The organism is Catellatospora sp. TT07R-123, assembly GCF_018327705.1.
Taxonomy (GTDB): Bacteria; Actinomycetota; Actinomycetes; order Mycobacteriales; family Micromonosporaceae; genus Catellatospora.
On sequence record NZ_BNEM01000001.1, the window covers coordinates 797,291 to 823,642 of the forward strand.

Annotated in this window: 24 protein-coding genes; 13 read left to right on the forward strand and 11 right to left on the reverse strand. The window is 70.4% G+C overall.

The window, feature by feature from the left end; genetic code table 11:
• Positions 1-102 precede the first annotated feature (102 nt).
• Positions 103-3,204: a BTAD domain-containing putative transcriptional regulator gene (locus Cs7R123_RS03370; RefSeq protein ID WP_212823317.1), complete on the forward strand. Its 3,102-nt coding sequence runs from the start codon at positions 103-105 to the stop codon at positions 3,202-3,204.
• Between the two features lie 50 nt (positions 3,205-3,254).
• On the opposite strand, the gene Cs7R123_RS03375 is transcribed toward Cs7R123_RS03370, so the two are convergent.
• Positions 3,255-3,779, reverse strand: coding sequence for a MauE/DoxX family redox-associated membrane protein (locus Cs7R123_RS03375; RefSeq protein WP_212823318.1), 525 nt, complete (start codon positions 3,777-3,779; stop codon positions 3,255-3,257).
• A gap of 103 nt (positions 3,780-3,882) precedes the next feature.
• Between Cs7R123_RS03375 and Cs7R123_RS40655 the strand changes: the two genes are divergently transcribed.
• The gene (locus Cs7R123_RS40655) at positions 3,883-4,014 is read left to right on the forward strand and encodes a hypothetical protein (protein ID WP_280517274.1); all 132 of its coding nucleotides are present in this window, start codon (positions 3,883-3,885) and stop codon (positions 4,012-4,014) included.
• Positions 4,015-4,115: 101 nt separating this feature from the next.
• Here the strand turns inward: Cs7R123_RS40655 and Cs7R123_RS03380 are convergent, their stop codons facing one another.
• Entirely contained in the window at positions 4,116-4,733 is a 618-nt protein-coding gene (locus tag Cs7R123_RS03380) for a hypothetical protein (RefSeq protein WP_212823319.1), read from the reverse strand.
• Positions 4,734-5,056: 323 nt separating this feature from the next.
• Complete coding sequence (locus tag Cs7R123_RS03385; protein ID WP_212823321.1) at positions 5,057-5,914, reverse strand: hypothetical protein; 858 nt, start codon at positions 5,912-5,914, stop codon at positions 5,057-5,059.
• Between the two features lie 168 nt (positions 5,915-6,082).
• Between Cs7R123_RS03385 and Cs7R123_RS03390 the strand changes: the two genes are divergently transcribed.
• A complete protein-coding gene (locus Cs7R123_RS03390) occupies positions 6,083-9,223 on the forward strand; it encodes a BTAD domain-containing putative transcriptional regulator (RefSeq protein ID WP_212823323.1) in 3,141 nt (1,046 codons plus the stop codon).
• Here the strand turns inward: Cs7R123_RS03390 and Cs7R123_RS03395 are convergent.
• Positions 9,148-9,951, reverse strand: coding sequence for a Calx-beta domain-containing protein (locus Cs7R123_RS03395; RefSeq protein WP_212823325.1), 804 nt, complete (start codon positions 9,949-9,951; stop codon positions 9,148-9,150). The genes Cs7R123_RS03390 and Cs7R123_RS03395 overlap by 76 nt on opposite strands.
• Positions 9,952-10,065: 114 nt before the next feature.
• Here Cs7R123_RS03395 and Cs7R123_RS03400 point away from each other — a divergent pair, with 114 nt between their 5' ends.
• From Cs7R123_RS03400 to Cs7R123_RS03415, 4 genes are all read left to right on the forward strand, one after another.
• The gene (locus Cs7R123_RS03400; RefSeq protein WP_212823326.1) at positions 10,066-10,395 is read left to right on the forward strand and encodes a hypothetical protein; all 330 of its coding nucleotides are present in this window, start codon (positions 10,066-10,068) and stop codon (positions 10,393-10,395) included.
• 18 nt (positions 10,396-10,413) lie between these two features.
• Complete coding sequence (locus Cs7R123_RS03405; RefSeq protein ID WP_212823327.1) at positions 10,414-12,225, forward strand: M91 family zinc metallopeptidase; 1,812 nt, start codon at positions 10,414-10,416, stop codon at positions 12,223-12,225.
• On the forward strand, positions 12,222-12,794 hold the full coding sequence (locus Cs7R123_RS03410) for a hypothetical protein (protein ID WP_212823328.1): 573 nt from the start codon (positions 12,222-12,224) through the stop codon (positions 12,792-12,794). The genes Cs7R123_RS03405 and Cs7R123_RS03410 overlap by 4 nt, the downstream gene beginning before the upstream one ends.
• A gap of 517 nt (positions 12,795-13,311) precedes the next feature.
• Complete coding sequence (locus tag Cs7R123_RS03415; RefSeq protein ID WP_212823329.1) at positions 13,312-14,358, forward strand: hypothetical protein; 1,047 nt, start codon at positions 13,312-13,314, stop codon at positions 14,356-14,358.
• A gap of 132 nt (positions 14,359-14,490) precedes the next feature.
• Here the strand turns inward: Cs7R123_RS03415 and Cs7R123_RS03420 are convergent, their stop codons facing one another.
• Positions 14,491-14,931, reverse strand: a complete 441-nt coding sequence (locus Cs7R123_RS03420) for a DUF4375 domain-containing protein (protein WP_280517275.1) — start codon at positions 14,929-14,931, stop codon at positions 14,491-14,493.
• An 86-nt stretch (positions 14,932-15,017) separates the two neighbouring features.
• On the opposite strand from Cs7R123_RS03420, the gene Cs7R123_RS03425 reads away from it, so the two are divergent.
• Positions 15,018-15,611 carry a DUF4240 domain-containing protein gene (locus Cs7R123_RS03425; RefSeq protein ID WP_212823331.1) on the forward strand — a complete coding sequence of 198 codons (594 nt, stop codon included), beginning with the start codon at positions 15,018-15,020 and terminating at the stop codon, positions 15,609-15,611.
• Positions 15,612-15,886: 275 nt separating this feature from the next.
• On the opposite strand, the gene Cs7R123_RS03430 is transcribed toward Cs7R123_RS03425, so the two are convergent.
• Positions 15,887-16,513, reverse strand: a complete 627-nt coding sequence (locus Cs7R123_RS03430) for a LysE family translocator (RefSeq protein WP_212823333.1) — start codon at positions 16,511-16,513, stop codon at positions 15,887-15,889.
• Positions 16,514-16,583: 70 nt separating this feature from the next.
• On the opposite strand from Cs7R123_RS03430, the gene Cs7R123_RS03435 reads away from it, so the two are divergent.
• Both Cs7R123_RS03435 and Cs7R123_RS03440 read left to right on the forward strand, forming a co-directional pair.
• Entirely contained in the window at positions 16,584-17,495 is a 912-nt protein-coding gene (locus Cs7R123_RS03435) for a LysR family transcriptional regulator (RefSeq protein WP_212823335.1), read from the forward strand.
• A 256-nt stretch (positions 17,496-17,751) separates the two neighbouring features.
• A complete protein-coding gene (locus Cs7R123_RS03440) occupies positions 17,752-18,306 on the forward strand; it encodes a hypothetical protein (RefSeq protein WP_212823337.1) in 555 nt (184 codons plus the stop codon).
• 96 nt (positions 18,307-18,402) lie between these two features.
• On the opposite strand, the gene Cs7R123_RS03445 is transcribed toward Cs7R123_RS03440, so the two are convergent.
• Both Cs7R123_RS03445 and Cs7R123_RS03450 read right to left on the reverse strand, forming a co-directional pair.
• Positions 18,403-19,206, reverse strand: coding sequence for a HEAT repeat domain-containing protein (locus Cs7R123_RS03445; protein WP_212823339.1), 804 nt, complete (start codon positions 19,204-19,206; stop codon positions 18,403-18,405).
• Between the two features lie 163 nt (positions 19,207-19,369).
• Complete coding sequence (locus Cs7R123_RS03450; protein ID WP_212823341.1) at positions 19,370-20,113, reverse strand: hypothetical protein; 744 nt, start codon at positions 20,111-20,113, stop codon at positions 19,370-19,372.
• 497 nt (positions 20,114-20,610) lie between these two features.
• Between Cs7R123_RS03450 and Cs7R123_RS03455 the strand changes: the two genes are divergently transcribed.
• Positions 20,611-21,858, forward strand: coding sequence for a hypothetical protein (locus Cs7R123_RS03455; protein WP_212823343.1), 1,248 nt, complete (start codon positions 20,611-20,613; stop codon positions 21,856-21,858).
• Positions 21,859-21,879: 21 nt separating this feature from the next.
• Here Cs7R123_RS03455 and Cs7R123_RS03460 read toward each other — a convergent pair whose 3' ends face one another.
• Together Cs7R123_RS03460 and Cs7R123_RS03465 are read right to left on the reverse strand one after the other, a co-directional pair.
• Positions 21,880-22,221 (reverse strand): hypothetical protein, encoded by a 342-nt coding sequence (locus Cs7R123_RS03460; RefSeq protein WP_212823345.1) that lies wholly within the window; start codon positions 22,219-22,221, stop codon positions 21,880-21,882.
• Between the two features lie 46 nt (positions 22,222-22,267).
• Complete coding sequence (locus Cs7R123_RS03465) at positions 22,268-22,726, reverse strand: hypothetical protein (RefSeq protein WP_212823347.1); 459 nt, start codon at positions 22,724-22,726, stop codon at positions 22,268-22,270.
• 509 nt (positions 22,727-23,235) lie between these two features.
• Between Cs7R123_RS03465 and Cs7R123_RS03470 the strand changes: the two genes are divergently transcribed.
• Both Cs7R123_RS03470 and Cs7R123_RS03475 read left to right on the forward strand, forming a co-directional pair.
• On the forward strand, positions 23,236-23,733 hold the full coding sequence (locus Cs7R123_RS03470) for an HAD domain-containing protein (protein WP_212823348.1): 498 nt from the start codon (positions 23,236-23,238) through the stop codon (positions 23,731-23,733).
• A gap of 638 nt (positions 23,734-24,371) precedes the next feature.
• Positions 24,372-24,815 carry a hypothetical protein gene (locus Cs7R123_RS03475; RefSeq protein ID WP_212823349.1) on the forward strand — a complete coding sequence of 148 codons (444 nt, stop codon included), beginning with the start codon at positions 24,372-24,374 and terminating at the stop codon, positions 24,813-24,815.
• Between the two features lie 184 nt (positions 24,816-24,999).
• Here Cs7R123_RS03475 and Cs7R123_RS03480 read toward each other — a convergent pair whose 3' ends face one another.
• Complete coding sequence (locus tag Cs7R123_RS03480) at positions 25,000-26,208, reverse strand: molybdopterin molybdotransferase MoeA (protein WP_212823350.1); 1,209 nt, start codon at positions 26,206-26,208, stop codon at positions 25,000-25,002.
• Between the last annotated feature and the right edge of the window lie 144 nt (positions 26,209-26,352).

Consider the following 26,352-nt stretch of genomic DNA (forward strand, 5'->3'; position numbering starts at 1 on the left):
CCGGAGGTTTGGTCACCGGAGACGACTATCGGTAAAGTCTGTTACCAGATTCTTACCAGTGGAGACAGGGTGGCGGGGCAGCCCACCGGGATGGTGTTTCGGGTGCTCGGGCCCGTCGAGGTCCAGCACGGCGCGGGCCTGGTCGACCTCGGTCCGCGGCGCGGCGAACGCTGCCTGCTCGGGCTGCTGCTCCTGGAGGCCGGGCGCGGCGTGCTGACCATGGATCGGCTGCAGAACCTGCTGTGGGACGACGATCCGCCAGGCAACGCCCAGCGCACGGTCCACACCTACGTCGCACGGCTGCGGGCGAGGCTCAGACCGCACGGCGTACGCATCATCACCAGCAGCAACGGCTACCGCGTCGACCTCGACGCCGCGCAGGTGGACGCCCACCGGTTCACCGCCGCCATCACCCGGGCGCGCGCCGCCGCCGCACCGGGCGTACGCGCGAGAATCCTCGCCGAAGCCCTCGACCTGTGGCGGGGACCGCCGCTGGCCGACGTCGCCGGCGACTACCTGCGCGCCCGGATCGGTGCCGGTCTGGAAGAACACCGGTTCGCCGCGATCGAGCTGCTCGCCCAGGCCGACCTCGACTGCGGCCGGCACCACAAGGTCCTGACCGACCTGGCCCACGTGCTGGACGAGCATCCGACCCGGGAGCGTCTGACCGAACTGCTCATGCTCGCCTACTACCGGGCCGGTCGGCAGGGCGAAGCCCTGTCGGCGTACCGCCGGGTGTGGCAGACCCTGGACACCGAACTGGGCGTGGAACCGGGCCCAGGCCTGCGTGACCTGCACGGGCGGATCCTGGCCAACGACCCGAGCCTGACGACGCGCACCGACGCCGCCGCCGCCAACGTGCCGCGCTTCCTGCCCCGCACCGTGCCGGACTTCACCGGGCGGGAAGCGGATCTGCGGCGCCTGGACGCCATCGCCGACGAGAGCGGCGACGCCGCCGGCGCCGCGCTGATCACCACGATCTCCGGTACGCCGGGCGTGGGAAAGACCGCGCTGGCCATCCACTGGGGACACCGGTCGGTGCACCGCTTCCCCGACGGCCAGCTCTACGTCAACCTGCGCGGCTTTGACACCGGCCGCCCGCTGCACCCGATCGACGCCCTCGCGCTGCTGCTGCGCGCCCTCGGCCAGCCCAGCGACAAGATCTCCGTCGACGTCGACGAGGCCTCCGGCCAGTACCGGTCGCTGCTGGCCGACCGGCGGATGCTGGTGCTGCTCGACAACGCCGCGACCATCGACCAGGTCCGGCCGCTGCTGCCGGGCGGCACGGGCAGCTTCGCCCTGATCACCAGCCGCAACCGTCTCAGCGGGCTGCTCGCCCGCGACGGCGTTCGCCGCCTCGACCTGCCGATGCTGTCCGCCGCGGACGCGTACCAGCTGCTCGTCCGCATCCTCGGCGCCGAGCGCGTCGCCGCCGAACCCGACGCCGCGACCGACCTGGCAGCCGCGTGCGCGCACCTGCCGCTCGCGTTGCGGATCGCGGCGGCCAACCTGGCAGACCAGCCGGACCAGCCGATCGCGCAGTACGTGTCGCTGCTGCGCGGCGGCGACCGGCTGGCCGCCCTGGCGATCGACGGCGACCTGGACAGCACCATCCGCGCCGCGTTCGACCAGTCGTACGCACGCCTGAGCCACGGCGCCGCCCGGCTGTTCCGCCTGCTCGGCGTCGCACCCGGCCCTGACGTCACCGCTGAGGCCGCCGCGGCGCTCGCGGCCGTGCCGACCGAGACGGCCGAGGTCCTGCTGCGCCAGCTGACCGCCGCGCACCTGGTGCAGAACCCGCTCGAAGGCCGCTACTCGCTGCACGACCTGCTGCGCCTGTACGCCCGCTCGCAGGCCGACCCGGGCGCCCCCGACGCCCGCCGCCTATTGATCGAGTGGTACCTGGTCCGCGCCGACGCCGCCGCCCGCCAGATGATGCCGAACCTGCCGCTGCCGCCCATGCCGCAGACCGCGCCCGACGGCCACATCACCACGACGGCGGACTGGTTCACCGACGAGGCCGCCAACCTGGCCGCCTGCGTACGCGACGCCCACGACCACGGCCTGCCGCACCACTGCTGCGCGCTCGCCGACCGGATGCGGGCGCACTTCCACCTGTCCCGGGACATGGTCGGCTGGCGGCCGGTGGCCGAACACGCCCAGTCCGCCGCACCGGCCATCGCCGACCCGTTCCTGGCCGGTGCGGAAGGCTCCGCCGCCGAACTCAGCCTCGCCTTCTACTACCGGGGGCTGGGCCGCTACGACGCGGCCAAGGCGCACAGCGGGCGCGCGATCGACCTCGCCGAAGCGGTGGGCTGGGCCGACGGGCACGCCGCCGCCCTGGCCAACCTCGGTGTGATCCACCTGTGGAGCAGCGAGCACGCCCGGTCCGCCGAGTACTCCCGGCGCGCGCTCGACGCCCACCGCCTGGCCGGCAACGGAGCCGGGCAGGCGCAAGCGCTCGGCAACCTCGGATTCGTCGCCCTGACGCTGGGCAACCTCGGCGAAGCCGAGCAATGCTTCCGGGAAGCGGTCGCGCTGCACCGTACGGCAGGCGCCCGCAGCAGCGAAGGACTCGCCCTGGCCAACCTCGGCGACACCCTGCGCTACGCCGGCCGCTGCGACGAAGCCATCGAGGTGCTCACCCGGGCGCTGTCCGTCCTGCGCGAGACCGGCGGCAAGGTCGCCGAGGCCGTCGCCCAGATCAACCTCGCGTACGCCCAGTGCGAGTCCGGCCAGTCCGACGCCGCCCTGGCCAACGCGACCGCCGCCCTGGACCTGGTCCGGGAGACGGGCGACCCCAACGCCGAGGCCAACGTCCTCAACCGGCTCGCGGCCGTACACGCCGCCCGCGGCGAGCACGACGCCGCCGTCAGCCTGTTCCAGACCGCGCTGGACCTGTGCGTGTCCATCGGCGGCCGCGATCCCGAACTGGACGCCCACGTCGGCCTCACGCACGCTCTGCTCGGCACCGGCCACCCGGCCGCCGCCCACACCCACGCCACGATCGCCCTGGGCCTGGCCCGCGACCTCGACATCCGCATCTCCCACGGGTACGCCGCAGCCGCACTGGCCGCCGCCAAGCTGCACCTCGGAGACCGTGACGGGGCCCGGAGCCTGGCGTTGGAGGCGCGCGCGCACCACCTGGAGACCGGCGTGACCTCCGGCGTCCGCGCCGCCGAGGCGCTACTGGCGCGGCTGTGACCGAAGGCGGGCGGGAGTCCGGTCAGGACCGCCGCGCCGAACATCCTCGCTCACAGCGGGCGCAGCAGCGCGACGAGATCGTCCAGAGCCGCGACGAGCATCCCGACCAGCGCACCGACCACACCGGCGAGCACCGCGGCGGGCAGCGGCAGCTCGGCCGTCGCGGTCGTGGCGACCGCGCCGGCGATCGCGACCGCGATGAGCGACACGTTGCGCGCGATGTGCCGACCGGACAGCGGGGTGGCAGAGGCGCCGAAGCAGCGGCAGGCAACGGCCCGCTTGCGGCGTACCACGGCGGCTATCGCGACGGCGAAGACCGCCAGCAACCCTGCGGCCAGCAAGAACCCGACGGCCCCGGCGACCCTGCCGGGGATCAGCAGGCAGACGATGATCACCGCCTCGGTGGCCGCGGACGCGCGGGCGGCTGCCGGCCGGCGCGACTCGGGCACCACGTCCATGTCGCGCAGTGACAGCTCGAAAGCGACCCATGCGGATCGGCTCGAAACCTTGCCCACCAGGGCGATCGCGAAGACGGTGGCAAGGAGGAGCCGGCAGGCGACCTCGACGTAGGGCACGACGATGAAACTACCTCCTGCGCATGCCTTCTGATCCGCTGAGGTTCACCGGGTTGAAGGCGACGCACCGTGTCGCAGACCTGCCCCTGGCATGATCTGCCTCATGTTCGAGGAGAAGCTCGAAGCGCTGGCGCAGATGATGACCGAACACGACGAATACGCGACCAGGTACTACACGCACGTACGTGAAATGGTCCTGCTGGCCGCCGAGATCGAGACCTTGCGCAGCGAGTAGGCCCCCGGTTGAGGAAGGTCGCCGGCTGCCGCGCAGGCGGCGTTCAGTTCTTCGACCACGTGCGCCGGTCACCTACCGCCGCACCCACGTCGATCACGACGCTAAGGCAGTTCATGCCCGTTGAAAGACAGGATCTGGGCCACTTCCCGGTCGAATGCCTTGGAAATTCCCAAGTAAGAGGAATACCAGCCCTGGTCCTCCGCCGGCACGCGAACCACGAACGAAGCGCTGGCAGTCTTCTCGCTGTACCCCAGATCCTTCACGTGAAACAGTTCGCCGCCCTGGCCGCATCTGTCGACCAGGGCCCGGAAGAACGAGACGAAGCGCCGGTCGAATTCCGTCTTCTGCGCCTCGGTCAACGGTTCAGCGAAGAAGAAGAGATGCAGCAGATCAACCTCCGGCTCGCCTCGCTCGCGACGACGTATCTCGTCCACGTCCACCAGGGTGACGCCAGGCTTTGCCCGAAACCTATCCACCTGATCCGTATCCGCAGAACGAACGATGACGCGCATCGAGGAACGGCCGAGGGCAAGGGCGGCCTTGTAGTACTTATGCCCGGACACCACCAGGATCTGACCGTCTTCGATCACACCATGCACAGGCGGGATCGCCGCCGACACCCTGTAGAACTCGATCAGATGCGGTAGGACATATCTCGCGTCCGCATCCGGGAACCGTTCCTCCGCCAAGGTGATGAATGACGCAGGGACATCAAGCACAGTGTATGGAGAAACCGTACCCATGTTCTCAGCAGCCTCCAGGTCCGGCGCCGCGCGCCTTCGCCGCCACCCGCAGGTATGGAAGATCGGGCGCCTTCGTTGAATTCTCGGAGCTGCGGCAAGCGAATAACCGTCTCGGTCTGCCCCGGCGGCGGCGGGCTGATCACGGGATGTCGGTAGATGATCCCATGCGGGCTGGAGGCCAGGTGGCCGAGCATGTCCGCGCCCGCAGGTCGGCTCACCGCCCGACCTCTCATACGCCAGATCCTGAGACGGCGCCCTGGCCTGCGGTCTGGGCCGCGGGCCAGGGCACCGTGGCTCGGTCAGCTGCCGCAGATGCCGTAGGCGGTGATGCTCCAGCTGCCGCTGTACCCGCCGACGATCTCGTCGGCCCAGGCGCTCATCTTGTCGGCGGTGATGGCGTTGAGGCCGCTGAGCAGCACATGGCCGTTGCCCGCGTTCACCTCGACGCCGGTGCCGTAGAGCGCCTTGCCCGCCGGGCAGCTTCCGCTCACCGACTGGTGCGAGTCGCTGCTGCTCGACGTCGGGAACGGCACCCGCTGCAGCCCGGCCGGGGTGTCGGCGCAGACCGCGTAGGCGGTGACCGACCAGTCGTCGTCGGTCGACCCCGGGATCTCCACCCCTCGTACGGTGACGGTCTTCAGGTCGGCAGAGGGGACGACGTCCTCCAGGACGACGTCGGGCACCCCCTCGTTGATCCGCCCACCCGCCCCGACCACGCTGCGGCCCGGGCCGCAGCTGGGCGTGGTGACGTACTGCACCTGGTTGCCGCCCACGCTGGAGACGATCTCCCAACCGGCCGGCTTCGGGACGCAGATGGCGATCGCCGTGTGCTGCCAGTTCGGGCCGTAGGCGGCGGCCTCCTGGGTCGCCACCCAGAACTGGGATTCGCCGATGGGCTGCATCCGGACGATCCCCGCATACCCGAGCGGCGAACCGGGGGCGGTGAGGTATACGCCGCCGCCGACCACCGCGGTGCCACCGGGGCATTCGGCGTCGGTGTGCTTGCTCTGCGAGCTGGTCGGGTTCGAGGTCTCCTTGACGATCACCAGGCCGGCCGGGTCCGCCGCGGCGGGCGAGGCCGCGCCGAGGGGAGCGAACGCCGCGGCCAGGACGACCACCGCACCGGTCGCGATACGCGTCCGTAACTGCAAGATCATGCTTTCCTCCAGTTCTTGTCGGGTCTCCCAGAGTCCGGTGGCGGCGCGGCGGTGGCCGTGACTTCTGAACGTCACTGAACGGCGCGGGTGAACATCGTTGAACATGCCCGCTGTCGGGGCCGCGACGCCGAAGACCCCGCCACCTGCCACACATGCTTAAGTAGGCAAATGGGTCGAGACCAGGCTTCGCCAGAACTGGCCCGCCTGCTGCACCAGCTGCGCCGACGCGAAGCCCGGCGGCGCGGCGGGCAGGAGCTGACCTACCGCGAACTGTCGACCAGGACGGGATGGTCGCTCGGCATCGTCGCGCAGTACTTCTCGGGCAAGAGCGTGCCGCCCGTCGACCGGTTCGACGTGCTCATCAGGCTGCTCGGCGCCACCCCGACCGAGCAGGGAGCGCTGGCCACCGCGCGGGATGCGGCGGCCGACGGACGCCGCGCAGGCACCGTGGCCGCGCCCGGCGGGCCGAGCTTCCGGCTGCTCGGCCCGGTCGTGGTGGCCGGGCCGAAGGGCCCCGCCCGGCTGGTGGGCGCGAAGCCGCGCGCTCTGGTCGCGTTGTTGGGTCTGCACGCGGGCAGCGTGCTGAGCCAAGCCAGGCTGGTCGACGCGCTGTGGGGCGAGGATCCGCCACGCACGGCGATCGAATCCCTCTACAGTCACGTGGCCCGGACCCGACACGCCCTCGACCTGTGCGGCCTGGTAGGCGTCCTGCGCACGACGAACTCGGGCTATCTGCTGGCGGTGCGGCGCGACGAGGTCGACGTGGCGCGGCTGGAGGAGCGGGTGGCGCAGGCCCGCAAGGCGGTCGCGGCCGAGAACCTGCCGGAAGCGGTGACGTGCCTGCATGACGGGCTGTCGCTGTGGCGGGGAGACGCCCTGGCCGACGCGCCGGTGCACGGCTGGGGCGCAGCCGAGGTGGCACGCCTCGGCGAGTTGCGCCGCGCCGCGCAGGAAGACCTGTGGGAGGCCAGGCTGGCGCTCGGCGAGCACGCCGGTGCCGCGCGCGAGATCGAGAAGCTGCTGGTCGAGATACCTGATCGGGAGCGGCTGGTCGAGTTGTACATGCTCGCCCTGCACCGGTCCGGGCGGTCGAACGAGGCTGTCGGGGCGTACCAGCGCCTGCGCGCGCAGCTGGCCGAGCAGCTCTGCGTCGAGCCGGGTGGGCGGCTGCAGCGCCTGCACGTGGCGATCCTGCGCCGCGACCCCGGCCTGGACCTCACCGCGGTGCCCGGCTCAGCCGCGCCGGGTGCGAGCAGGCGGTGGCACCGACCCGCCCCGGCGCAGCTCCCGCCACCCATCGGACATTTCACCGGACGTGACGGCGAGCTGGCGGCCCTAGACGGCCTGTTCGACGCACCGCCGGCGGTGGGCGTCGTGTGCGGGCCGGCGGGCATCGGCAAGACCGCGCTGGCGGTGCAGTGGGCGGGCCGGGCCGCCGACCGGTGCCCGGACGGACAGCTGTACGTCGACCTGCGCGGTCATGATCCGGCGTCGGCGCTGCCGGTGCCCGAGGCGCTGGCACAGCTGCTGACAGGGATGGGCGTGCCGGCGGCGGAGCTGCCCGCCGATCCCACGGCCCTGCTCGGCCTGTACCGGTCGACGCTGCGCCGCCGACAGGTGCTGGTGCTGCTGGACAACGCGGCCGACGCCGAGCAGGTCGCCTCGCTGGTGCCACCGGCGCCGAGTCTGCTGCTGGTCACCAGCCGCAACCGGCTGGTCGGCCTCGCCGTGGACCACGCCGTGTCCGTCGTGAACCTCGACGTGCTGGACACGGGCGACGCGCTCACGCTGCTGCGGCGGGTGCTCGGGGCGGAGCGGGTCGCCACCGAGCCGGCCGCCGCGCACCGGCTCACCGAGTTGTGCGGCGGGATGCCGCTGGCGTTGCGGATCGCCGCGGCGAAGCTTGCGGCCCGCCCGCACGGCCGGATCGCCGCGTTCAACGTCGAACTCGCCGACGGGCGGCTTGACGCGCTGTCGGTGCCGGGCGACTCGCGCAGCATCCGGGCGGTCTTCGCCGGCGCCTACCGCACGCTGAGCCCGGCGGCGGCTCAGCTGTTCGGGCGGCTGGGCCGGCACCCCGGCCCGACCTTCGCCGCGTCGCTGGCGGCGGCGCTGGCCGAGGCGCCGCGCGGCCGGGAACGGTCGGCGCTCGACGAGCTGGCGGCAGCGCACCTGATCGTGGAGGTGGAGCCGGACCGGTACCGATTCCACGATCTCATCAAGGCCTATGCGTTCGAGGTCGCGGAGCAGCAGGAGGCGGCACGGGCGGAGGCGAGGGTCGTCGAGTGGTACCTGGCCGTCGGCGATGCCGCCAACCGGGTCTTCAGCCCGGCCCGCGACCGGGCCGGCGCCGTGTCGGCACAACCGCCGATCGAGGTTCCGTTCCCCGCCGACCACGCTGCCGCGCTCGCCTTCCTCGACGGCGAACACGCGAGCATGTCGGCGGTCGTCGGACTCGCCGCGCGACGCGGCGCGGACCGCGACGCCTGGCGGCTCGCGTACCTGTTCGCCGGCTTCCTCACGTTACGCGGGCACCTCGGCCCCCGCGTGGACGTGGCACGCCTGGGCCTGGCGGCCACCCGGCGGCTGGCCGATCCCGCCGCCGAGGCGGTGATGCGCTCACTGCTCGGCCTGGCCTGCCACGCCGTCCGCGACCACGAGGAGGCGCTGGCACATCACGAGACGGCGCTGGCCCTGGTGACCGCCGACGGCGATGCGGCCGGGCAAGCCATGGTACTCAACAACATCGGGCACGCCCGTACGCAGTTGGGCCTGCTGGAAGGCGCGATGGAGGCGTTCACCCGGGCCCTGCGGCTGCACCCGCCCGACACGGACCATCCCGATGTCGCCACGCTCCTGAACAACATCGGTTACCTCCACATCCGGCTCGGTGAGCCGGGGCGAGCCCGCGAGCACATCCTGCGGGCGCTGGCCCTGGCGCGCAGGCTCGGTCTGCCCAGGCACGAGGCCTGTTACCTGATGAGCCTCGGACAGGCGCACCGCGCCGACGCCGACCCGGACGGGGCGCTGGTACACCTGTCGGCCGCGCTGGCGATCCGGCGCGAGCTGGGAGAGCGTCGGCTGGAGGCGGACACGCTCAACGCGCTCGGGCTGAGCAGCCGTGACCGCGGCGACCAGGTGGCCGCCGCGGCCCACTTCCGCAGCGCGCTGGCCCTGGCCCGGGAGCTGGACGACCGGCACCTGGAGGCGACCACGCTGTCCTACCTGGCCGGTCAGGAGCCTGCGATGGTTACCGTCGCCACGGCGTCCACGACGGCCCCCGCCGAGATGGCCGAGATCCGTACGTAGAAATAGCGCGGCGGCGTGCCCGCGGGACGCGCGATCAGCTGAACCGGTAGCCCACCTGACGATGTCCACGCCGGCACGGTCTGCGCACGCTGGACGACCGGCACGAAGTCGATGCCCGCCTTGGCGGTGCCGTCGACGGTGCTCCAGTGCAGCGTCACCGGTGACGGCAGCTTCGCGCTCAGGGCGAAGCTGATGCAGTCGGGTTCGATGGGCATCGTGTCGGCGAGCTCGCACGTGCACTGCTGGAACGGCAGCGGCGGAGGGCAGTCGCCGTCGTCGACGACCGCGTACCCGGTCGGCCCGTCGTCGTCGATGATCCGTCCCTGTGCCAGCGACCGGGCGATGTGCACGCTCGGCCCGGCACCGAGCAGGTGTACGGCGAAATCCTCCAGCTCCGCCTCCCGCTGGGAATCGGCCAGCAACGCGGCGGTCACGGTCCGGACCGAGGTGTCGCCCGCCGCCCATCGCAGCGTCCCGCGTGGCAGCTGGAAGTCCGTTCCCGGCGTCGCGGTGCCGGCCGTGGCCTCGTAGCCCACCTCGGCGGCGGCGGCGCACCCGCTCGAGTAGACCGCGAACGTCAGTGTTCCGCCGCTTTCGCCGGCCGACACCTGCGGGCTGACACTCACCGTGCGTTGACAGCTCTGTGCGACGCCCGGGGCCGCAGTGGCCGGTGCCAGCGCGGCGGCGGCGGCCGCCAGCGCGAAAGCGAAACCATGGATGGCTCTCATGCCCGGCAGCCTGGCGCACGCGGCTTGCATCGACCTTGTGGCCTCGCCTGACGAATCCGGAGACACCACAGCACCCGTGGCGCACAGGGTGTCGTCGCGTTGTAGGGTGCCTGCATGAGCGGGGAGGTACGGGCCGATCCGGTCGAGCTGGCGCGGGTTGCGCAGTCCTGCTTGGACGGCTCGCAGGATCTTGCGGCGGCGCTGCGCAGCGTCAGGGCGGACACGGTGCTGTCCACTTCCGACTTCGGCAACGTGGCGAGCGCCGCCAGCGTGAGCGAGGCCTACCACGGGGTGGAGGGAATCGCGGGCACGGCGGTGGAGCGGCTGGGCGCGGTGCTCGAGGTGGACAACGAGAGCCTGCTGCGGGTGGCTTTCGCCTACCAGCAGGCCGATGAGGAAGCCGAGCGCAAGTTGCGGCAGAAGTACCACAACATTCCGATCTGACCACGGGGAGGTCGCCGGATGGGAGTCCCACCGGAGGACCAGGAGTACTTCCCGCCGATCACGGCGGCCGAGTCGACCTGGCAGTTGCACGCGAACCCGGGCCGGATCAGCAGCGCCGCCTCGGCGTGGCGGCGGTTCGGCAAGTCCGCCACGACGCTGGGCGACGACATCGACACCGACGCCAAGAACCTGGTCGGCTCCCAGTGGTCGGGCCCGGCCCGCGACAGCTACGTGGCACACAAGACGAAGCTCGTCTCCAGCGTGGACGCGCTGCAGGCCAACGCGGACAAGCTGGCCGGTCACCTCGATGACATAGCCGGCCTGCTCCAGCGATACCAGGGATCGCTCGACGCCGAATACGGCAAGGTCAGTTTCCGCGACGTCGGCGGCACGTTCTATCCCAGCAGCGAGCAGGAGCAGAAGCTGATCATCGGTGCCATCGCCGAGGCCGGCACCCTGCGCAGCGAGTTGGAACAGGCCCTGGCCCAGAAGCTCAGCGGCTTCGACCACGTGGGCTGGAACGCGATCGCGGTCGACTGGGGCACGGTCGTCGCGGGTACCACCGATCCGTTCACGCTGCCCCCGGAGGCGACCGACGGCGTCTCGGTGATCATGGTGGACGGGCGGGCGGTCGTGAACACCGGCACCGGCGACAACAACGTGAAGGTCAGGATCGACCCGCAGACCGGCGATGTGATCATCACCGTCGACGGCGCGGACTACTACTATCCGCCGGGCACCCCGGTCACCATCCGCGGCGGCGAGGGCAACGACACCATCGAGGTGCCGAAGGGCTCCAACATCAGCGTGACGCTGCTCGGCGGGGCCGGCAACGACACCATCCGCGGCGGCGACGGCAGCGAGAAGATCTTCGGTGGACAGGGAACGGACGACCTCTACGGCGGCCGCGGCGACGACTACATCTCCGGCGGTTCCGGCATCGACTACATCGACGGCCAGGACGGAAACGACGTCCTTTCCGGCGGTTCCGGCCAGGACACCCTGTACGGCCTGGGCGGCGACGACCAGATGTCGGGCGGCGAGGACGACGACTACCTCGAGGGCGCCAAGGGCAACGACACGATCTACGGCGGTGCGGGCAAGGATGTGCTGTCCGGCGGTCAGGGTGACGACAGGCTGACCGGGGGCACCGGCGACGACGTCTACTACGGCGGACAGGGCAGGGACAGCATCGTCGCCGGCGGCGGCAGCGACACCGCCTACCGCCAGGACGAGGACACCGTCGACGGCGTGACCTCGGACGTCAAGGTCGAGATCAGCGACAAGGCGCAGTTCATCAAGATCGAAGGCTCCGACGAGTTCAAGGAGCGGGTGCTGGCCGACCTCGACATGTACCGCGCCTCACCCACCGGCCAGCAGATGCTGGAGAACCTCCAGGACAAGCGCGACCCGAACTTCCTGTTCGGCGAGAACACCCTGACCATCAAAGAACTTAGTGACGAGAACGGCTACGCCAACAAGGGCCACAAACTCGCCAACTCCGACTCCGTCATCCAGTACAACCCCGCCTTCACCTTCGACTCCGAGCGAGGCCGGCCCTCGGTGGTGCTCTACCACGAACTCGGACACGTCTACGACTACTGGAACGACACCTTCCAGGACGACAAGATCAGTGGCGGCCCCGACGACGGCATCCGGAAGGGCGAGCGGCAGGCGGCAGGTCTCCCCTTCGACCACGACGGCGACCCCGCGACGCCGGATCAGCTCGACCCCGACCACCCCATCCAGTACACCGAGAACGGACTGCGCCGGGAGATGGGCATGCAGGAACGCGACACCTACGCCACGTACCCGGGAGACGGCTGGTGATCCGACCGCGCCACGTCGTCGCCCTGCTGCTCGTCGCGGCGGCAGTGGCTGCCTGCTCGAGTGATCCCGAGCTGGACCTGACCGTGCACACCGCCGCGACCGGCGGGGACGTCTCGGTCGAGTACACCCTGGCCAACCGGTCCGACGCCCCGCTGGTGGTCTACGACGGGGGCTGGACCGACCCGGCACAACCCGGCTGGTCGCGAGGGCCGACGGAGATCAGCGTCCGCGACGACGGAGTGATCGAACTCTCCCGGCGCATCATCCACCCCTGCCAGACCCCCGACACCAGCGAATGCGGCGGCGTCCGCGTACCCACCGAACGCATCCGCGGCTCCGTGCTCGAACCGGGCGCCAGCAGGTCGGACAGTTTCCGGGTGCCGCTCCAGGTGGAACCCGACCATCCGGTGTCCGCCCAGCACACACCGATCCCGTTGAGCGGCCGGACGGTGGTGTTCTGCGTCGGGTTCACCGAGGTGACCGACGACAACCCGGTCACCGCCAATGGGCTGTACCCGCCCGGAAGCCCGCAGACCATCGTGTGCGGCGAGCCGTTCCAGGTGCCGTGAGCCTGCGGTCGCGCGCTGCTCGGCACGAAGGTCTTCTCCGCGCTCACTGGAGGGAAGCCGATCAGGGAGCGGCTGTGCTCCCATTTCCGCTCCCCGACCCCGGCGGCGATCACGCACCGCGCGACCTCCGTCCCGAGGCCGCCATGGTTGCCGGGCAGTCTGTCTGGTCGGCGTTCGTGCACCCGGCCGGAGTCGCCCGCCTGATCGTGACGGCCCGCCACGAGACGGCTGTTCAACCTCGACGAGACAGGACCGAGCGGCACGTACACGGTCGAGGACGTCGGCCTCCGGCATGACATAGGCGTTGGCTGAGGCGAGGCCGTGACCGGATACGACCGCAGTCGGTCAACGAGCGACTACTCCAGGCGAGCTGCGGCTGGCGTACGAGACGCTCGAACTCCCCGCCGACGCCGCGACCTCGACCGTCTGGATCGGCTGCTCCGCCGCCCACCCCTCGTCGTCGGGTGACCTGAACCCCGGCTGCGCCAGGGCTCCCGCGCCGGTAGCGTGTGCCGCCGTGACCGAGCCTCCGGCGTGGCGCACCGAACTGCTGGACGGCCTGGCCGCCAACTCGTCGACGCCACCGCACCTGCTGATCCGGCTGCTGGCGACCGAGGCCGAGTCTTGCTGGCTGACGCTGTGCGGGCGGCGCCAGCTGGCGTCCTGGATCGTCGCGGTGATCCGGCTGCACCCCGATCCCCGACCGCGTGCCTATCTGGCCGAGAACCAGAACCTTCGCGAGCCGCGGTCGAACTCGTCGATACCGGAATCGTGGCGCGACGGCAGGCTCGCGCTGGCTGGCAATCTGGGCCTGCTGCCGCTGTTCCCGCTCGGCGACCTGCTGGTCGACGCGCTGCTCGCAGACGACGACTTCGACGTGCGCAACGAACTGTTCTCCGCGCCGAACGTCCGCTACATCGCGGGCCGCGCCGCTATGCACCCGTCGGCGCGCGCCAGGGCGGGTGCCTGCTGGACCGTTTACGGCACCGACCCGCAGTCATGGCAGCGGTTGCGCGACGATCCTGATCCTCTGGTACGGGCCGAGGTGGCCCGGATCGACGCGTTCGACGCCGAGGTGATCGACGTCCACGAGATCCGAAAAGCCGGGCGGCACCTGGCAACCCATGCGGGCATCCGCCGGTTGTCGGCCGCCGCGCTGGCCGAGGTGCTGGACCAGGATGAACCGGGGGCGCTGCGGTCGCTGGCGGGCAACCGGCATACGCCGCGCGACGTCGTCTCGAGACTGCTACGCGACGCCCGGCCCGCCGTCCGGGCCGGTGTCGCCGGGCGGCCGGATCTCACCCCTGAACAGATCGCGAAGCTGGTTGGCGATCCAGAAACGCTGGTACGGCACGCCGTGTCGCTGCGGTCGGACCTGACCGCCGAGCAGCGCGGCGAGCTGGCCAGCGACCGGACCGAGGTGGAGAACATACGGCCGCTACCGCGACCGGTCGAGTGGGAGGCCGAACTGACGGACCCGCGTACCGCACGGGAGGCCGCCGCCGATCCGGCCCTACCGGTGGCCCGAATGGCCGACATCCTGGCCCATCTGGGCGTGCCGTGACCTGACCTCCATCCGCCCCGCCGGTCCCCCGCCCAACCACATCGGTGCGGTTTCAGGGAAAGTGCTGGAATCACGGGCCGAATTCATGCGGTTTCCCCGAAACAGCACGGTCAAGATGGGAGTGGGCGGCGGTCAGGGGTGGATGTGGTCGGGGTTGGCCTCGATGAAGGTGCGGATGCGCTCCATGTAGGCGTCCATGAGGTCGAACAGGGCGCTTCCGAGCTGGTCGAGTGCCTTGCGGGTGCTCGGCGACAGCGAGTCGACGAGCGCCTCCCGTTGCGGGTCGGACATGGTGGCGGGGTCGAGTCCGACGATGGCCAGTGCCTGGGTGACGAGAGCCTTGACGTCGTCGGCGCCGACCAGGTCCAGAGCTGCGAGCGCGGAAGCGATCTGGGCGACGGGCGTCATGTCCAGCCAGCCCTCGAAGCCGTTCGGCGACACCGCGGTGTCGATCCAGGCCAGGTCGGTCACGGCCTGCTCCTCGGAAGACAGTCGCCTGCCGTGCGCCGCCTTCCTCTCGAGTTCGTGTGCGAGGTCGAGTACCACCGTCTGGGCATCACTCACGGGCCACATGTTGGATCATCGACTGATGTTGCTGACCTCCGGGCGGGGACTGGATCAGCGGCCGCGCCAGCCGTCCAGCTCGTTACAGTCGCCCGGTGGAGGCTGACGAGTTCTGGGGGCTGGTCGAGCAGGCGAGACAGGACGCCCGCGCCGAGTCGTCGCGGCCGAGCGCCGGGGCGATCGGGCAGGCGCTGGTACGGCGGTTGACGAGGCTGCCACTTGAGCGCATCGTCGACTTCGCGCATCTCTGCTGGTCGGTGAAGGAGCGGGTCGACCGGTGGGAGTTCTGCGCCGCGTGCCTCGTGATTACGGGGTACCTGTCCGACGACACCTTCGACTACTTCAAGGCGGGGCTGATCGGTCTGGGCCGGGAGGCGTTCGACCGCGTGACGGCCGATCCGGACAGCCTCGCGAACCATCCTGACGTCGTGGCGATCGCGGCCGGTCACGCCCCGCCTGACCACCTACGCGGGGAGGAGATCCTCTCCGCCGCAGGTGAGGCTTACTTCGCCCGTACCGGTGATGAGGAGGCCTTCCACGAAGCCATGATGAGTGGGCCGACCGACGGCACACGAGGCTCGGAGTGGGACGGCCGGTTCGGGGAGGAGGACGTCGCCGCGATACCGGTTCGGCTGCCCGGGCTCGTGGCCTGCTTTGGGGAGACCCTGGGCAGCGGTGGGACTTCCTAGCTATGTCGTACCTGGCCCACTACGCCGTCTGCGGCGTCCGCCCGCCGGCCACCACGTCCTGACTACCCCTTACACGGTGGCGGCGGGCGGATTCCTGCGCAACAACGGCACCGTGGCCCGCACCATCGGTGTTGTGGCCGTCTGCGCACCGCCGCCCGCCGGATAAGTGATCAACCGAGTCTCGGTCACCGTCGCCTGATCGACGGCGGCTCCTGCCCGCCGGATGTGGTCCGGGGGCAGGAGCCGCCTGTCTGACGGGGGCGCGGCGGACCGGCCTAGACACCGGCGGCGACCGCCGCTCCGAGGCAGAGCAGGGTGCCGCCGGTGAGCAGCTGCAGGCGGCGCTGGACGGCCGGGCGAGCGGCGAAGACACGCCCGCGGTTGACAGCCCAGGTGAACACCACATACCAGGCCGCGGTGACGAGGGCCCAGAGCGCACCCAACGCGACGCTGGAGAGGAACACAGGGCCGTCGGCGGTGAGGAACTGGGGCAGCAGCGAGATCGCGAACACCCCGGCCTTGGGGTTGCCGAGGTTGGTGGCCAGTCCGGCGAGGTAGGCGCGGCCGTAGCCCGGCCGTCGGGGGTCCGTGTCCGCCGTCGGCTGCGGGCTGCGCTTTCGGTACGCCGACAGCAGCGTGGTCACACCCAGCCCGGCGAGCACGACTCCCCCGCCGATCCGCAGCGCGGCGTAGGCGTGCGGGTTGGCCAGGAGCACCGCCGACAGCCCGGCCGCCGCGGCGGTGCTCCAGGCGAGCAGCCCGGTGCAGGTCCCCGCGATGCTGGCCCAGGCGGTCCGGGGCCCGCCATGCAGGGTCTGGCGGAGCATGAGCGCCTGTCCGGCGCCGGGGAGCATGGCCAGCAACCAGGTGGTGCCGATGAACAGTGGCAGGTGCGTGGGCATGGCTCCACCGTCCCAGGCCCGCGCTCTGCAGAGAAGTTAAACAGACCGGGCGCAGTTGTAAGATTGCTTAATGCTCGGCCCGGACGTGCTACGCCTGCTCGCGCTGATCGAGCGGCACGGATCGCTGTCGGCCGCCGCCCAGGTGCTCGGCGTCACGCCCGCCGCGGTGACCCAGCAGGTGGCCAGAGCCGAGCGAGACTGCCGCGCGAAACTGGTACGCCGGGGGCCACGCGGCGCCGCGCTGACCGAGGCCGGCCTGGCGCTGGCCGTACACGGTCAGATCGTCGACGCCGCGACCGTCCAGGCAGCTGGAGAGCTAGACGCGCTGCTGGGACGGCTGTCGGTGCGGCTGCGCATCGGCGCGTTCCAGGCCGCGGCGCTGCGCCTGCTCCCGCCGGCACTGACCGCGCTGCGCCACCGCCATCCCGACGCCGACCTGTCCATCATGGACCTGGTCTCCGAGCGCGGCATCCCGGCCGTGGCCGCCGGCGAGCTGGACGTCGCGGTCATCGCGTCGTGGGACCGGCCGCCGGTCCCACCCGACCACGTCGCGCTCCAGCCGTTGTTGACCGACCCCATGGTGGTGGTGCTCGCCGCGGAGCACCCGCTCGCCGCCGAGCCCGGCGCGCCGATCGGTCTCGAGCAGCTGCGCGGCGAGGCATGGGTGGCGATCCGGGCCGGTCACGCCGCGCGGGCCCAGTTCGACCGGGCCGCAGCCGCAGCCGGCTTCCTGCCTAAGATCCGTTTCGAGACCGAGTCGTACGACGTCGCGCAGGCCTTCGTCGCCACCGGGATCGGCGTCGCACTGGTATCTCGGCTAGCCCTCACCCACCTGCCGGGGACCGTGCACCGGCGACTGGCAAGCCCCGGCCTCGGCCGCCAGGTGCACGCGGTGTCCCTGGCCGACCACAGCCCCACCCCGATGGTGGCGCAGTTCCTGCGGCTGCTGCACGACGTCGCCGACGACGTCAGCGCACGCTGAGTCAGCCGTCGCAACCGGAGCACCACAAGGTCGCCAGCTGCGGCGACCACCCGCACGCTCGTCCTCGACCACACCCTGGCGGCGATGTTCGTTCCGGCGTGGTGTGCGACGGCTGCAACTCGCAGGAGGGCCGGGCTGACCGCGACGCCACGACGCCACTGCCATGGTCTGCGCCCGTACTCTCGGTTTCCTGACCGTCGCTGACACAAGCCCGACAGGCCGTATCAGCAGCCTGCGAGCCCTGCTCTTGTCGGGCATGACCACACCAACAGTCGTCGAGAAGATCGACGTCATCGGCAACGACAGCCTGCAGGCCGTCGGCCAGGACGGCGTCTACCAGGGTGTCGTCCTGGCGCACCAGGGCGGTAAGACCCGCAACGCCATCGGCAAGGGCCGGCGCTACCAGGTCGAGCTGACCGGCGGCGTCATCACCGCCATCCTGATCGACTACGCGAAGGTCGCGAAGGAGGAGCTCAAGGATGCCGCCGAGGACCGCAAGGCCGCGATCCGGGCCGAGCTCGTCGGCGCGACGACCATCTCGGTCAAGTGGATCGAGGACTTCCACGACCACACGGAGGCCCTGACCGAGCAGGAGCGCACCGCATTCGTGCTGAAGTTCCTGGCCAAGCCCAAGATGGACTCGAGCCCGAAGACCGACGAGTTCGCGATCCTGGCCACCGACCCCGAGGGCGAGTCCGGCAGCGGCATGACCCAGTGGCGCATCTGCGGCAAGATCTACAACCGCAACGCCAGCACCGGCACGGTCTACGTGCGGCTGTGGCACTACGGTCCGGGTTCGAAGCACTCCTGACACGAGACGGAAGACGACAGCAGACGCGGCCCGGTCCGAAACCCGGGCCGCGGTCGTCGGCAACGGGCCTCGTCGAAGGTCGTCACGGGCGGCATCCTACGAGGTGTCGCCGACTGCGCGCCGGGCCTGCAGACGGCGCAGGGTCTTCAGACCTCGGCGGGCCGCAGTGCTGACCCGGCCGCCGGTGCAGACGGTGCCGGTGTCCTCGGCGAGCCGTTCGAGCAGCGGTTCGGCCCGGTCGTCGCCGGTCGCGCCGAGCGCTCGCGCGGCCCAGTGCCGCAGCTCGGGGTCGTCGTCGGCGGCTGTCGCGACGAGCCGGTCGAAGCTGCCCGGCCTGGCGTTGGCGATGGCCGAGGCGAGGTGCCCGGCCTGCGACGGGGCGGGGTGCGCGGCGAGCCTCGCCCACAGATGGCCGACGGCCTCCTGGCCGCCGATCTCGGCGAGCGCGTTGGCGGCTTCCGCCCGCACGTGCTCGGACGGGTCGTCGAGCATGTGGGCCAGCGCCGCGGCCGCCGCCGGATCGCCGATCTCGCCGAGCGCAGTGCACGCCATGCCCCGATAGAACTGGTACGGGTCGTCGAGCAGCGCAAGGATCAGCGGCACGGCGGCACGCACCCGAAGCCGTCCGCAGGCCATCGCGACGTAGGGCGCGCAGCCGTACTCCTCGTCGGCGAGCGCCTCCAGCAACGGTCCGGTCAGATCCCCGGGCGGGAACAGGAACGTCCAGTTCAAAGCCCGGCTGTAGACGTCGACAGGGAAGGCCCGATGATCCGCCGCGATATCGGCCAGCGCCTGTCTGGAGGCGCCGTCACCGTCCATCGCACGGTAGTACAGCGCCGAAAGCGCTTCGACTCGGACCTCAGGGTCATTGCTGCGCAACGACGCCCATTCCCTGACCACGCCCCGGATCCTAGTACGGCAGCAGCATGTACGTTCCGTGTCCGAAACCAGTGATTGCCAGTTGATTCGCGCACCGAGGATGCCATGGTCACGCGCCGTGGGTATTTCTGAAGTTCGCGTTGGGTTTGTGCGGGGAGGGCCTGCTGCAGGTGGCCGCGATGCGTTACTCCCACGCGAATTCGAAGGTGCCAGCCTTCAGCCGGTCGATGAAGTTCGCCACGCCGGGGGCCTGCTCCAGCGCATCTTCCCAGCCCTGGCTTGCGAAGGCGTCGACGAGCACGACAGGCGGATCGTCGTGCCGAAGGTCTACGGCGAGGTGTTCTCGGGAGCCGTTACCACCGATGATCGCCATGCCTGGATGCGCGCCGACGCCGTCTTCGCCCCAAGCCTCGGTCAGTTCGATTCCTTCACGGGGTGTGTAGAGCCAGAGGTAGCAGCCGCTTGGGAGCCAACCGCGTCTGAACCATGACGAGTGCTGTAGGTAGCTGCGCCACGATGGAGGCAAGGCCGGAGATTGACCGCCCGCGAACTCCTGGTCGTCCAAGGCCGCGCGATAGTCGGCCTGCTCGATGATCGTCCCTACGAGGTGTTCGTTGAGGCTGGGGATCTCCGCCTCCGGAAGGTTGTACACGGCGTTGCTTCCGTCTCCGATTCGGTACTGGAGACAGTGGTCGACGAAGGTCGGCTGCACTTCGAACGAGGTGACGTAGCCGACGCCGGTCGTCGCGGCCAGCGAGGTCTGCGCGATGTGTTCGGCCGAGCTGCGTTCAAGGTAGGCGTCGAAGCGTCGGCCCGCCAGGGATGCTGACCAGGCATTCCATCCTGTCGCCGCCAAGAGGTCAAGCTCCGCCTGCGCCGTGGCCCGCCACAGCGTGATCGGGCCCTTGCGGCTGGGTCCTCGATCCATACATGGCACCCTTCGAAGATGCTAAACGGCGGCAAGTGCAACCACGCTGCGGCGACCGGTGCTGGCCGCAGAATCATCGGCTTGCCCGGGTGCGCGAGGGCGGCCACCACGTGATCCTGGCCGCTTGTGAGGACAACCGAATCTGCGGTGGCGCTGGCCACAGGCTAGACCCTGCCGCGTCGCGGCGGGTGTTCGAGGAGGTCCTGACCCGCATCGGCACCCGATTCGCTCGCTCTGAACCCAGGCGTACGGTCCGCGACCTACTTGTAGGCCTGTTGGCGCCAATCGAGCGCAAGAACGGATGGCGGCTGGCCGACCACCCGAGTCCGGACCGGATGCAGCGGCTGCTACGCACCGCGGTGTGGGATACCGACGCCGTCGCCGCTGACCTGCGCGACTCGTGGTGGAACACCTCGGCCATCGCAACGGAGTCCTCGTGCCGGACCAGACGGGCTACCTCAAACTGTTTTGTCAGCCGGTGTTCGTAGGCTCGGCCGATGTCGGAGACAGACATCCGCGTGCGGCGGATCGCCGAGAAGCTAGCCGCTGTGCGGGCCATGCCCCAGCCGCCGGAGATCTTCGGCGCAGACGCGCACGACTTCGAGCTGGCTCCGCCACTGCCCGAGGCAGCGGTGGCCGACTTCGAAGCACACCACAGGATCGTCCTGCCCGAGGCATACCGGCTCTTCGTGACCCGCATCGGCAGCGGGGGCGCCGGGCCGGGCTACCGCCTCTACAGCCTCGCCGAGTCCTGCGGCCCGCGCTGCCACCCCGACCACCTCGCACAGTCGAGCCCCTACCTTCCCGGCCCGCGCTACTTAGGCGACTGGGAGGAACGCCACGAGCAGCCTCCCGGTTTCGGCGGCCCGCTGTTCCTGCGCGGCACGATGAAGATCTCCGGGCACGGCTGCTCCCTGTACACCCGCCTGGTCGTGACCGGACCGGCGCGAGGGCGGCTGTTCAACCTCGACGACGAGGGACCCGCAGGCCCGTACGTGGTCGAGGACACCGACTTTCTGGCTTGGTATGAGCGGTGGCTGGACGAAGCCGTCGCCGGGTACGACTGCGGCTGGTTCGGCGAACGACTACCCCTAGACCAGACAGCACTCCTGGCCGCGCTCAGCGACGATCCGTCCGCGCACCGCCGCGCCCGAGCCGGGCAATCGCTCCTGCGACTTCCGACGACCGGTGACCACATCTGGGCAGCGCTAGCGGACGCCGCCACCACCGACCCCCACCCGACGGTACGGGCCGAACTGTGGCGGCTCCTGCGGTGGCGATCAGGAGGCCGCCACCAGCCCGACACCCTCCAGGCGCTCTCTGACGACATCACACGTCACGCCAAAGCCCGCAACCCCGTAGACCTGCACGCACTGGACACCCTGGACCGGCTCACCATCGCCGACGCGCTGGCAGAACTGGTCCACCCCGACCTGGAGCAGCGCCGCCGGGCGGCATACCACCTGGCCGGGACCTGGTGGCTCAAGAGAGACGATCTGCCCTACGGCACTCTCGATGACGCCGTCCGCCCGCTGCTCGGCGATCCGGATCCGCTGCTTCGGGCGCACGGCGTCACCGCCGTCCGCCGATACCGCCTCACGGACCTGCATGCCCTCGTGCGGGAACTGCAGCAGACGGACACTGACGCATGGGTGCAGGAAGCCGCTCGCCTGTGCCTTCCCGAGCACCATGTCCTCCCCAGCGAGGATTTCCTGCTCCATCCGCCATGGGAGAACAACGCTTAGTACGGTAGCGGCAGGTGGCAGTCAGCCGTAGCCCTCCCGCCAAGGCAGTCTTTCAAGCTGGTCGATTTGCCCTTCCCCGCAGTACGTCATGAGCCCGACGAGGTGTGCACGGGTGACGTCGAGTAGGTGGCGCGGCGTGCCGTCCTCTTCGAGGTTCTCCCAGACGACCAGGCCGCTCGGGAAGGCCGACAGGGTCCAGCCGCCGTCGTGGGAGACCGACACGTCGGGGTGCTCGTCATCGACGTAGGCGTCGAGCTCGGCGACAAGGCCGGGGACCTTGCCGGGGGTGTAGTCCTCCATGTCACCAGCGCGGTGGGTGATGACTGCGGACATCTCGCTCGCCGGCTTGCTCAGGCTGCGCATGAGTGGCTAGCGCCCGATTCTGGCCGTTTGTGAGGACAACTCGGTTTCACGGGTTCGCCGTCTTGAACTGGCGCCAGGTGGTCCTGAGCTTCTCCAGTTCGTCCCGCGGGAACGGATCTCCCCATTTGTCCCGGTAACGGCTTTCCCCATGCTCGGCTACCACCTCGTCAAATCCGCAGATGAAGGCACGGGCCACGGAGTCGACGGTCTGCCAGCTGCTCCAGATCTGGGTGCCGGCCTTGTCGTGGTGTGCTCCGTCGGGCAGTTCGAGCAGCTGGATCCAGACCTGGTCACGTTCCCGGTAGAAGATCCAGCGATAGGCAGTGGGTTCCGCCTCGAGCTGGGCCCGTGCCTCGCCTTCCCGTAGGACTACTTGGGTGACGGCCTCCAGGAGTTCATTGGGTGCCAGAGTGATGTACGAAGCTGTGCTCTCAGCTTGAGTCTGTTCATCGGCGACAAGGCAGTCGGCCCAGCCCCTTCCGCTGAGGGTCCAGGTGATGGACATCTTTGTCATCCGTGACCTCCTGGAACCGGCGGTTGGCGATGGTGATCGGGAGGGTATCGGCCAGGCACCCGAGTCGGTCAACCCCGTCTGCGAGGCAATGCATGGCGGCCTGGAGATCCATACCGAACGCCGCGGCGACGATCTTGGGTCCTGGCGCCGACGAGGTCGAACAGCCGAGTCTGGACCGCGAGGACGACGCACACGCCGTACCGGCTCGACGAAGTTAGCGGGTCGGGGTGGCCTCGGAACCGACGCATCGTGGCGCAGCGGGTACGTGGTACCTGTAAACGAACCAGGTTGACTGCCCGCCACAGGCTCGCGCGGACTACGAACGACACCCAGCCAACGCCGAAGCGACGATCCGTTGGGCCGTGATCAGCGGCATGGTCCGCCGCCTCAGTCCGGACGCGTCCGCCCGACGCCGGCATGCGTACGTCTTCGACTGATGGGTGACTGCCGCCGACGTCGGACGCCGGCCACTGCCACGATCACCCGGCTATCCTGCGGTCATGGCTGGTTCCGCCGAGCGTCCGCTGTTGTTCCTCGACGTCGACGGACCGCTGATTCCGTTCGGGATGCCGCTCACACACGCAATGGACGGGCACCCGGAGCAGTCCCAGCCTGGCTCCAACCCACTGCTGACCAGGCTCAATCCCGACCACGGACGCCGACTGGCACAGCTGCCCTGCGACCTGGTGTGGGCCACCATGTGGATGACCGACGCGAACGAGGTGATCGCACCTCGGATCGGCCTGCCCGGCCTGCCGGTCGTGAACTGGCCCGACGAGGACGAGACCGAACGCGGGCTGCATTGGAAGACCCGCGGCCTGGTCGGCTGGGCGGCTGGACGCTCATTCGTATGGGTCGACGACGAGATCACCGACACCGACCAGGCCTGGGTGGCTGCGCACCATCAGGGACGAGCCCTCCTGCATCGCGTCGACCCTCGCCGAGGTCTCACCGACACCGACTTCGCCGCCATCAACGAATGGCTGCTGCTGCTTTAGCGAACCTTCTCAAAGACTCGCTTTGCCCTGGGTCACCGACCTGACCTGGGTCCTCGGCGACACGGTCGTGATCCCAGGCCGCGGCGCGCAGTAGTCGCGGCATCGGTGCAGGGTGTCGCGCCCGGCATGTCCGGCCAGCCATTCCTCCGCTCGACCTGCGACAACAGCCCCATGAACAGGTCCCGTGCGGTCTGGCGGCTCTCCGACCGGGCGAACCGTGCCGAGATTCGGGCGACCAGGTCTTCGAACACCTGCCACCGCACGACAAGGTCTACGCCGTGACCGGCGGCCACCGCATCCTGACTTGTCTTGGCTGACGTCCAGGATCAAGCGATGTCCACCGCTTCGCGTCTTGATCAAATCATTCTGTAGCTACCTCGTTTGGGCAGGTCAGATGTCAGTTGGGGGCTGCGGGCGGACATGGCCTCCAGTGTGATCAACACTGCCGCAGCAGCCGCCGTACACCCTCGTGAGTACGTGGGCACTCGCGGATCATCGCCATCCGTGAGGTGATCGTCGGCCCAGGGCGCCTCAGCCGATCCCCGCTGCACCCCGGCCGATCATCCGATGGTGACGAACCCGCAGGTCGCTAGCCTCGGCATGATCGCGCAAGGAACAGTGGCAAGAAAGAGAACAGCATGCAACAGAAGCTTCAGACCCGTGCGTTCGAGCGGGTGGCGCCGTTCCTGCAGGCCGGCGAGCAGCCGGTCGCGGCGTCGCGGACCACGGTCGGCAAGTACTCGTCCGGCCGGTTCGGGGCGGTCGTCAGCCAGGCCATGCTCGTCGAGGGCGTGGGGGTAGTCGGGGCTGCGCTGATCGCCAACCGCCGGCAGTTCGTCGTGGTCACGAGCCACCGGCTGATCTTCCTGTCGCAGACCTTCTTCGGCGGCCCGGGAAAGAAGGTCCTGGGCCAGGTGGACCGCGCCGACGCCTCGCTCGCTGAGGTCAAGATGGGCATCGTCAGCCTGCTGCGCATCGCGTTCGGTTCTGCGGGCGACGGCGTGGCCCTCACCTTCCCCCGCGTGGACAAGAAGAACGCGGAGGCGCTCGCGGCGGCCCTCCAGCAGGTCCCGGCAATCTGAGCTGACACTTGGCGCCGCTGCCACCGTGTGGCCGCTCGGCACTGCTGCTCGGCACGGCCATGGCCTGTCACCGACAGGCCATGGCGCAGAACCCGGCTGCGGCAGTCCGAGGCGGCTGGGTGGCAACAGGTTGCAGCATTTCCACAACCCGCCCACCGTGCATGCCGACCGCGTTGGCATGAGGTCACGGCAGCGGCAGCAACTCCACCGGCTGCCCGGCGATCCAATCCTGGTCCACCACCGCGACCGCGTCGGCACCGGCGGCCGCTGCCAGGCTGGCCGGGCGGGCGCCGTCGACCACTCGCGCGTGCGCTCCGGCCAGCCGCACCGGCACCAACCTGGTGATCCCTAACCCGGGTCGGGCATCCCCCAGCAGCGGCAGCATCAGCGCAGGCCGCGGCGTACGCCCGGACAGGGCGCCCAGCAGCGGTTCCAGCAGTGTGAGGCAACCGACCAGGCCCGCATACGGGTTGCCGGGCAGACCCACGACCCACCTGCCACGGTTAGCCATGCGGGCCAGCAGTTGCGGGTGGCCCGGTCGGCACGCCACTCCGTCCACGACCAACTCGGCCCCCGCCGTGCCCAGGACGGCTCGCAGGTGGTCGGCCCGGCCCACCGACGACGAGCCGGTCACCACCGCGACATCCCAGCCGCCGCCGGACAGCGCCTCGGCCAACGTCGAGCGCTCGTCGCGCACGTGGCAAGCACGGACCACGTCGGCGCCCGCATGGTGCACGAACGCGTTCACCAGCGGCCCGAGGGCGTCGCGGACCTGCCCCGGCTGCGGCAGGCCGCAGTCGACCAGTTCGTCGCCGGTCACGACCAGCAGCACTCGCGGCCGATGCCGCACCAGCACCTCGTCGACCCCGGCGTGAGCGGCCGCACCGATCACCGCCGCGCGCACAGTCGTGCCGGCCACGGCCAGCACATCGCCTGCGAGCAGGTCTTCGCCTGCCCGCCGGATATTGGCCTTGCCCTCCACGACCGCTGTCACCGTCTGCCCGTCGCAGACGCACTGCTCGTACGGCACGACCCTGTTCGCTCCCGGCGGCACCACGGCGCCGGTCGCGATCTCCGCCGCGTCACCGGCGACCAGCCGCGTCATGCCCTGCCCACCGGCCAGCAGCGGCGCACCGACCAGCCGCCACGGACCGGCCCCGGCGACGGCGTAACCGTCCATGGCCGCAGTGTCCGCGCCGGGCAGCATCAGCGCCGAGCGCACATCTGCGGCCAGCACCCGACCGGCGGCCTGCGCCAACGGCATGCGCTGGGCCCCCAGCCGCTGCGGCAGGTCCGCGGCCAGGTCGCGCGCCTGCCGCCACGGCAGCGCCCCTCGGTGGTGCGGCGCGGGCCCAGGCTTCTCGGTTCGGGCATGCAGCGTCGAGGCCTCCACCCTCCCAGGGAAGAACAGCAGGGTTTCCGGCAGCGCCGCCGGGTGTGACGACAGGGCAACAACCGTCTCGCAACACGCCGGACACGGACGTGAGACCAGAGGCGGCGGGGCTGCTGCCGCTGACGACGGCGTATATCTGCTGGC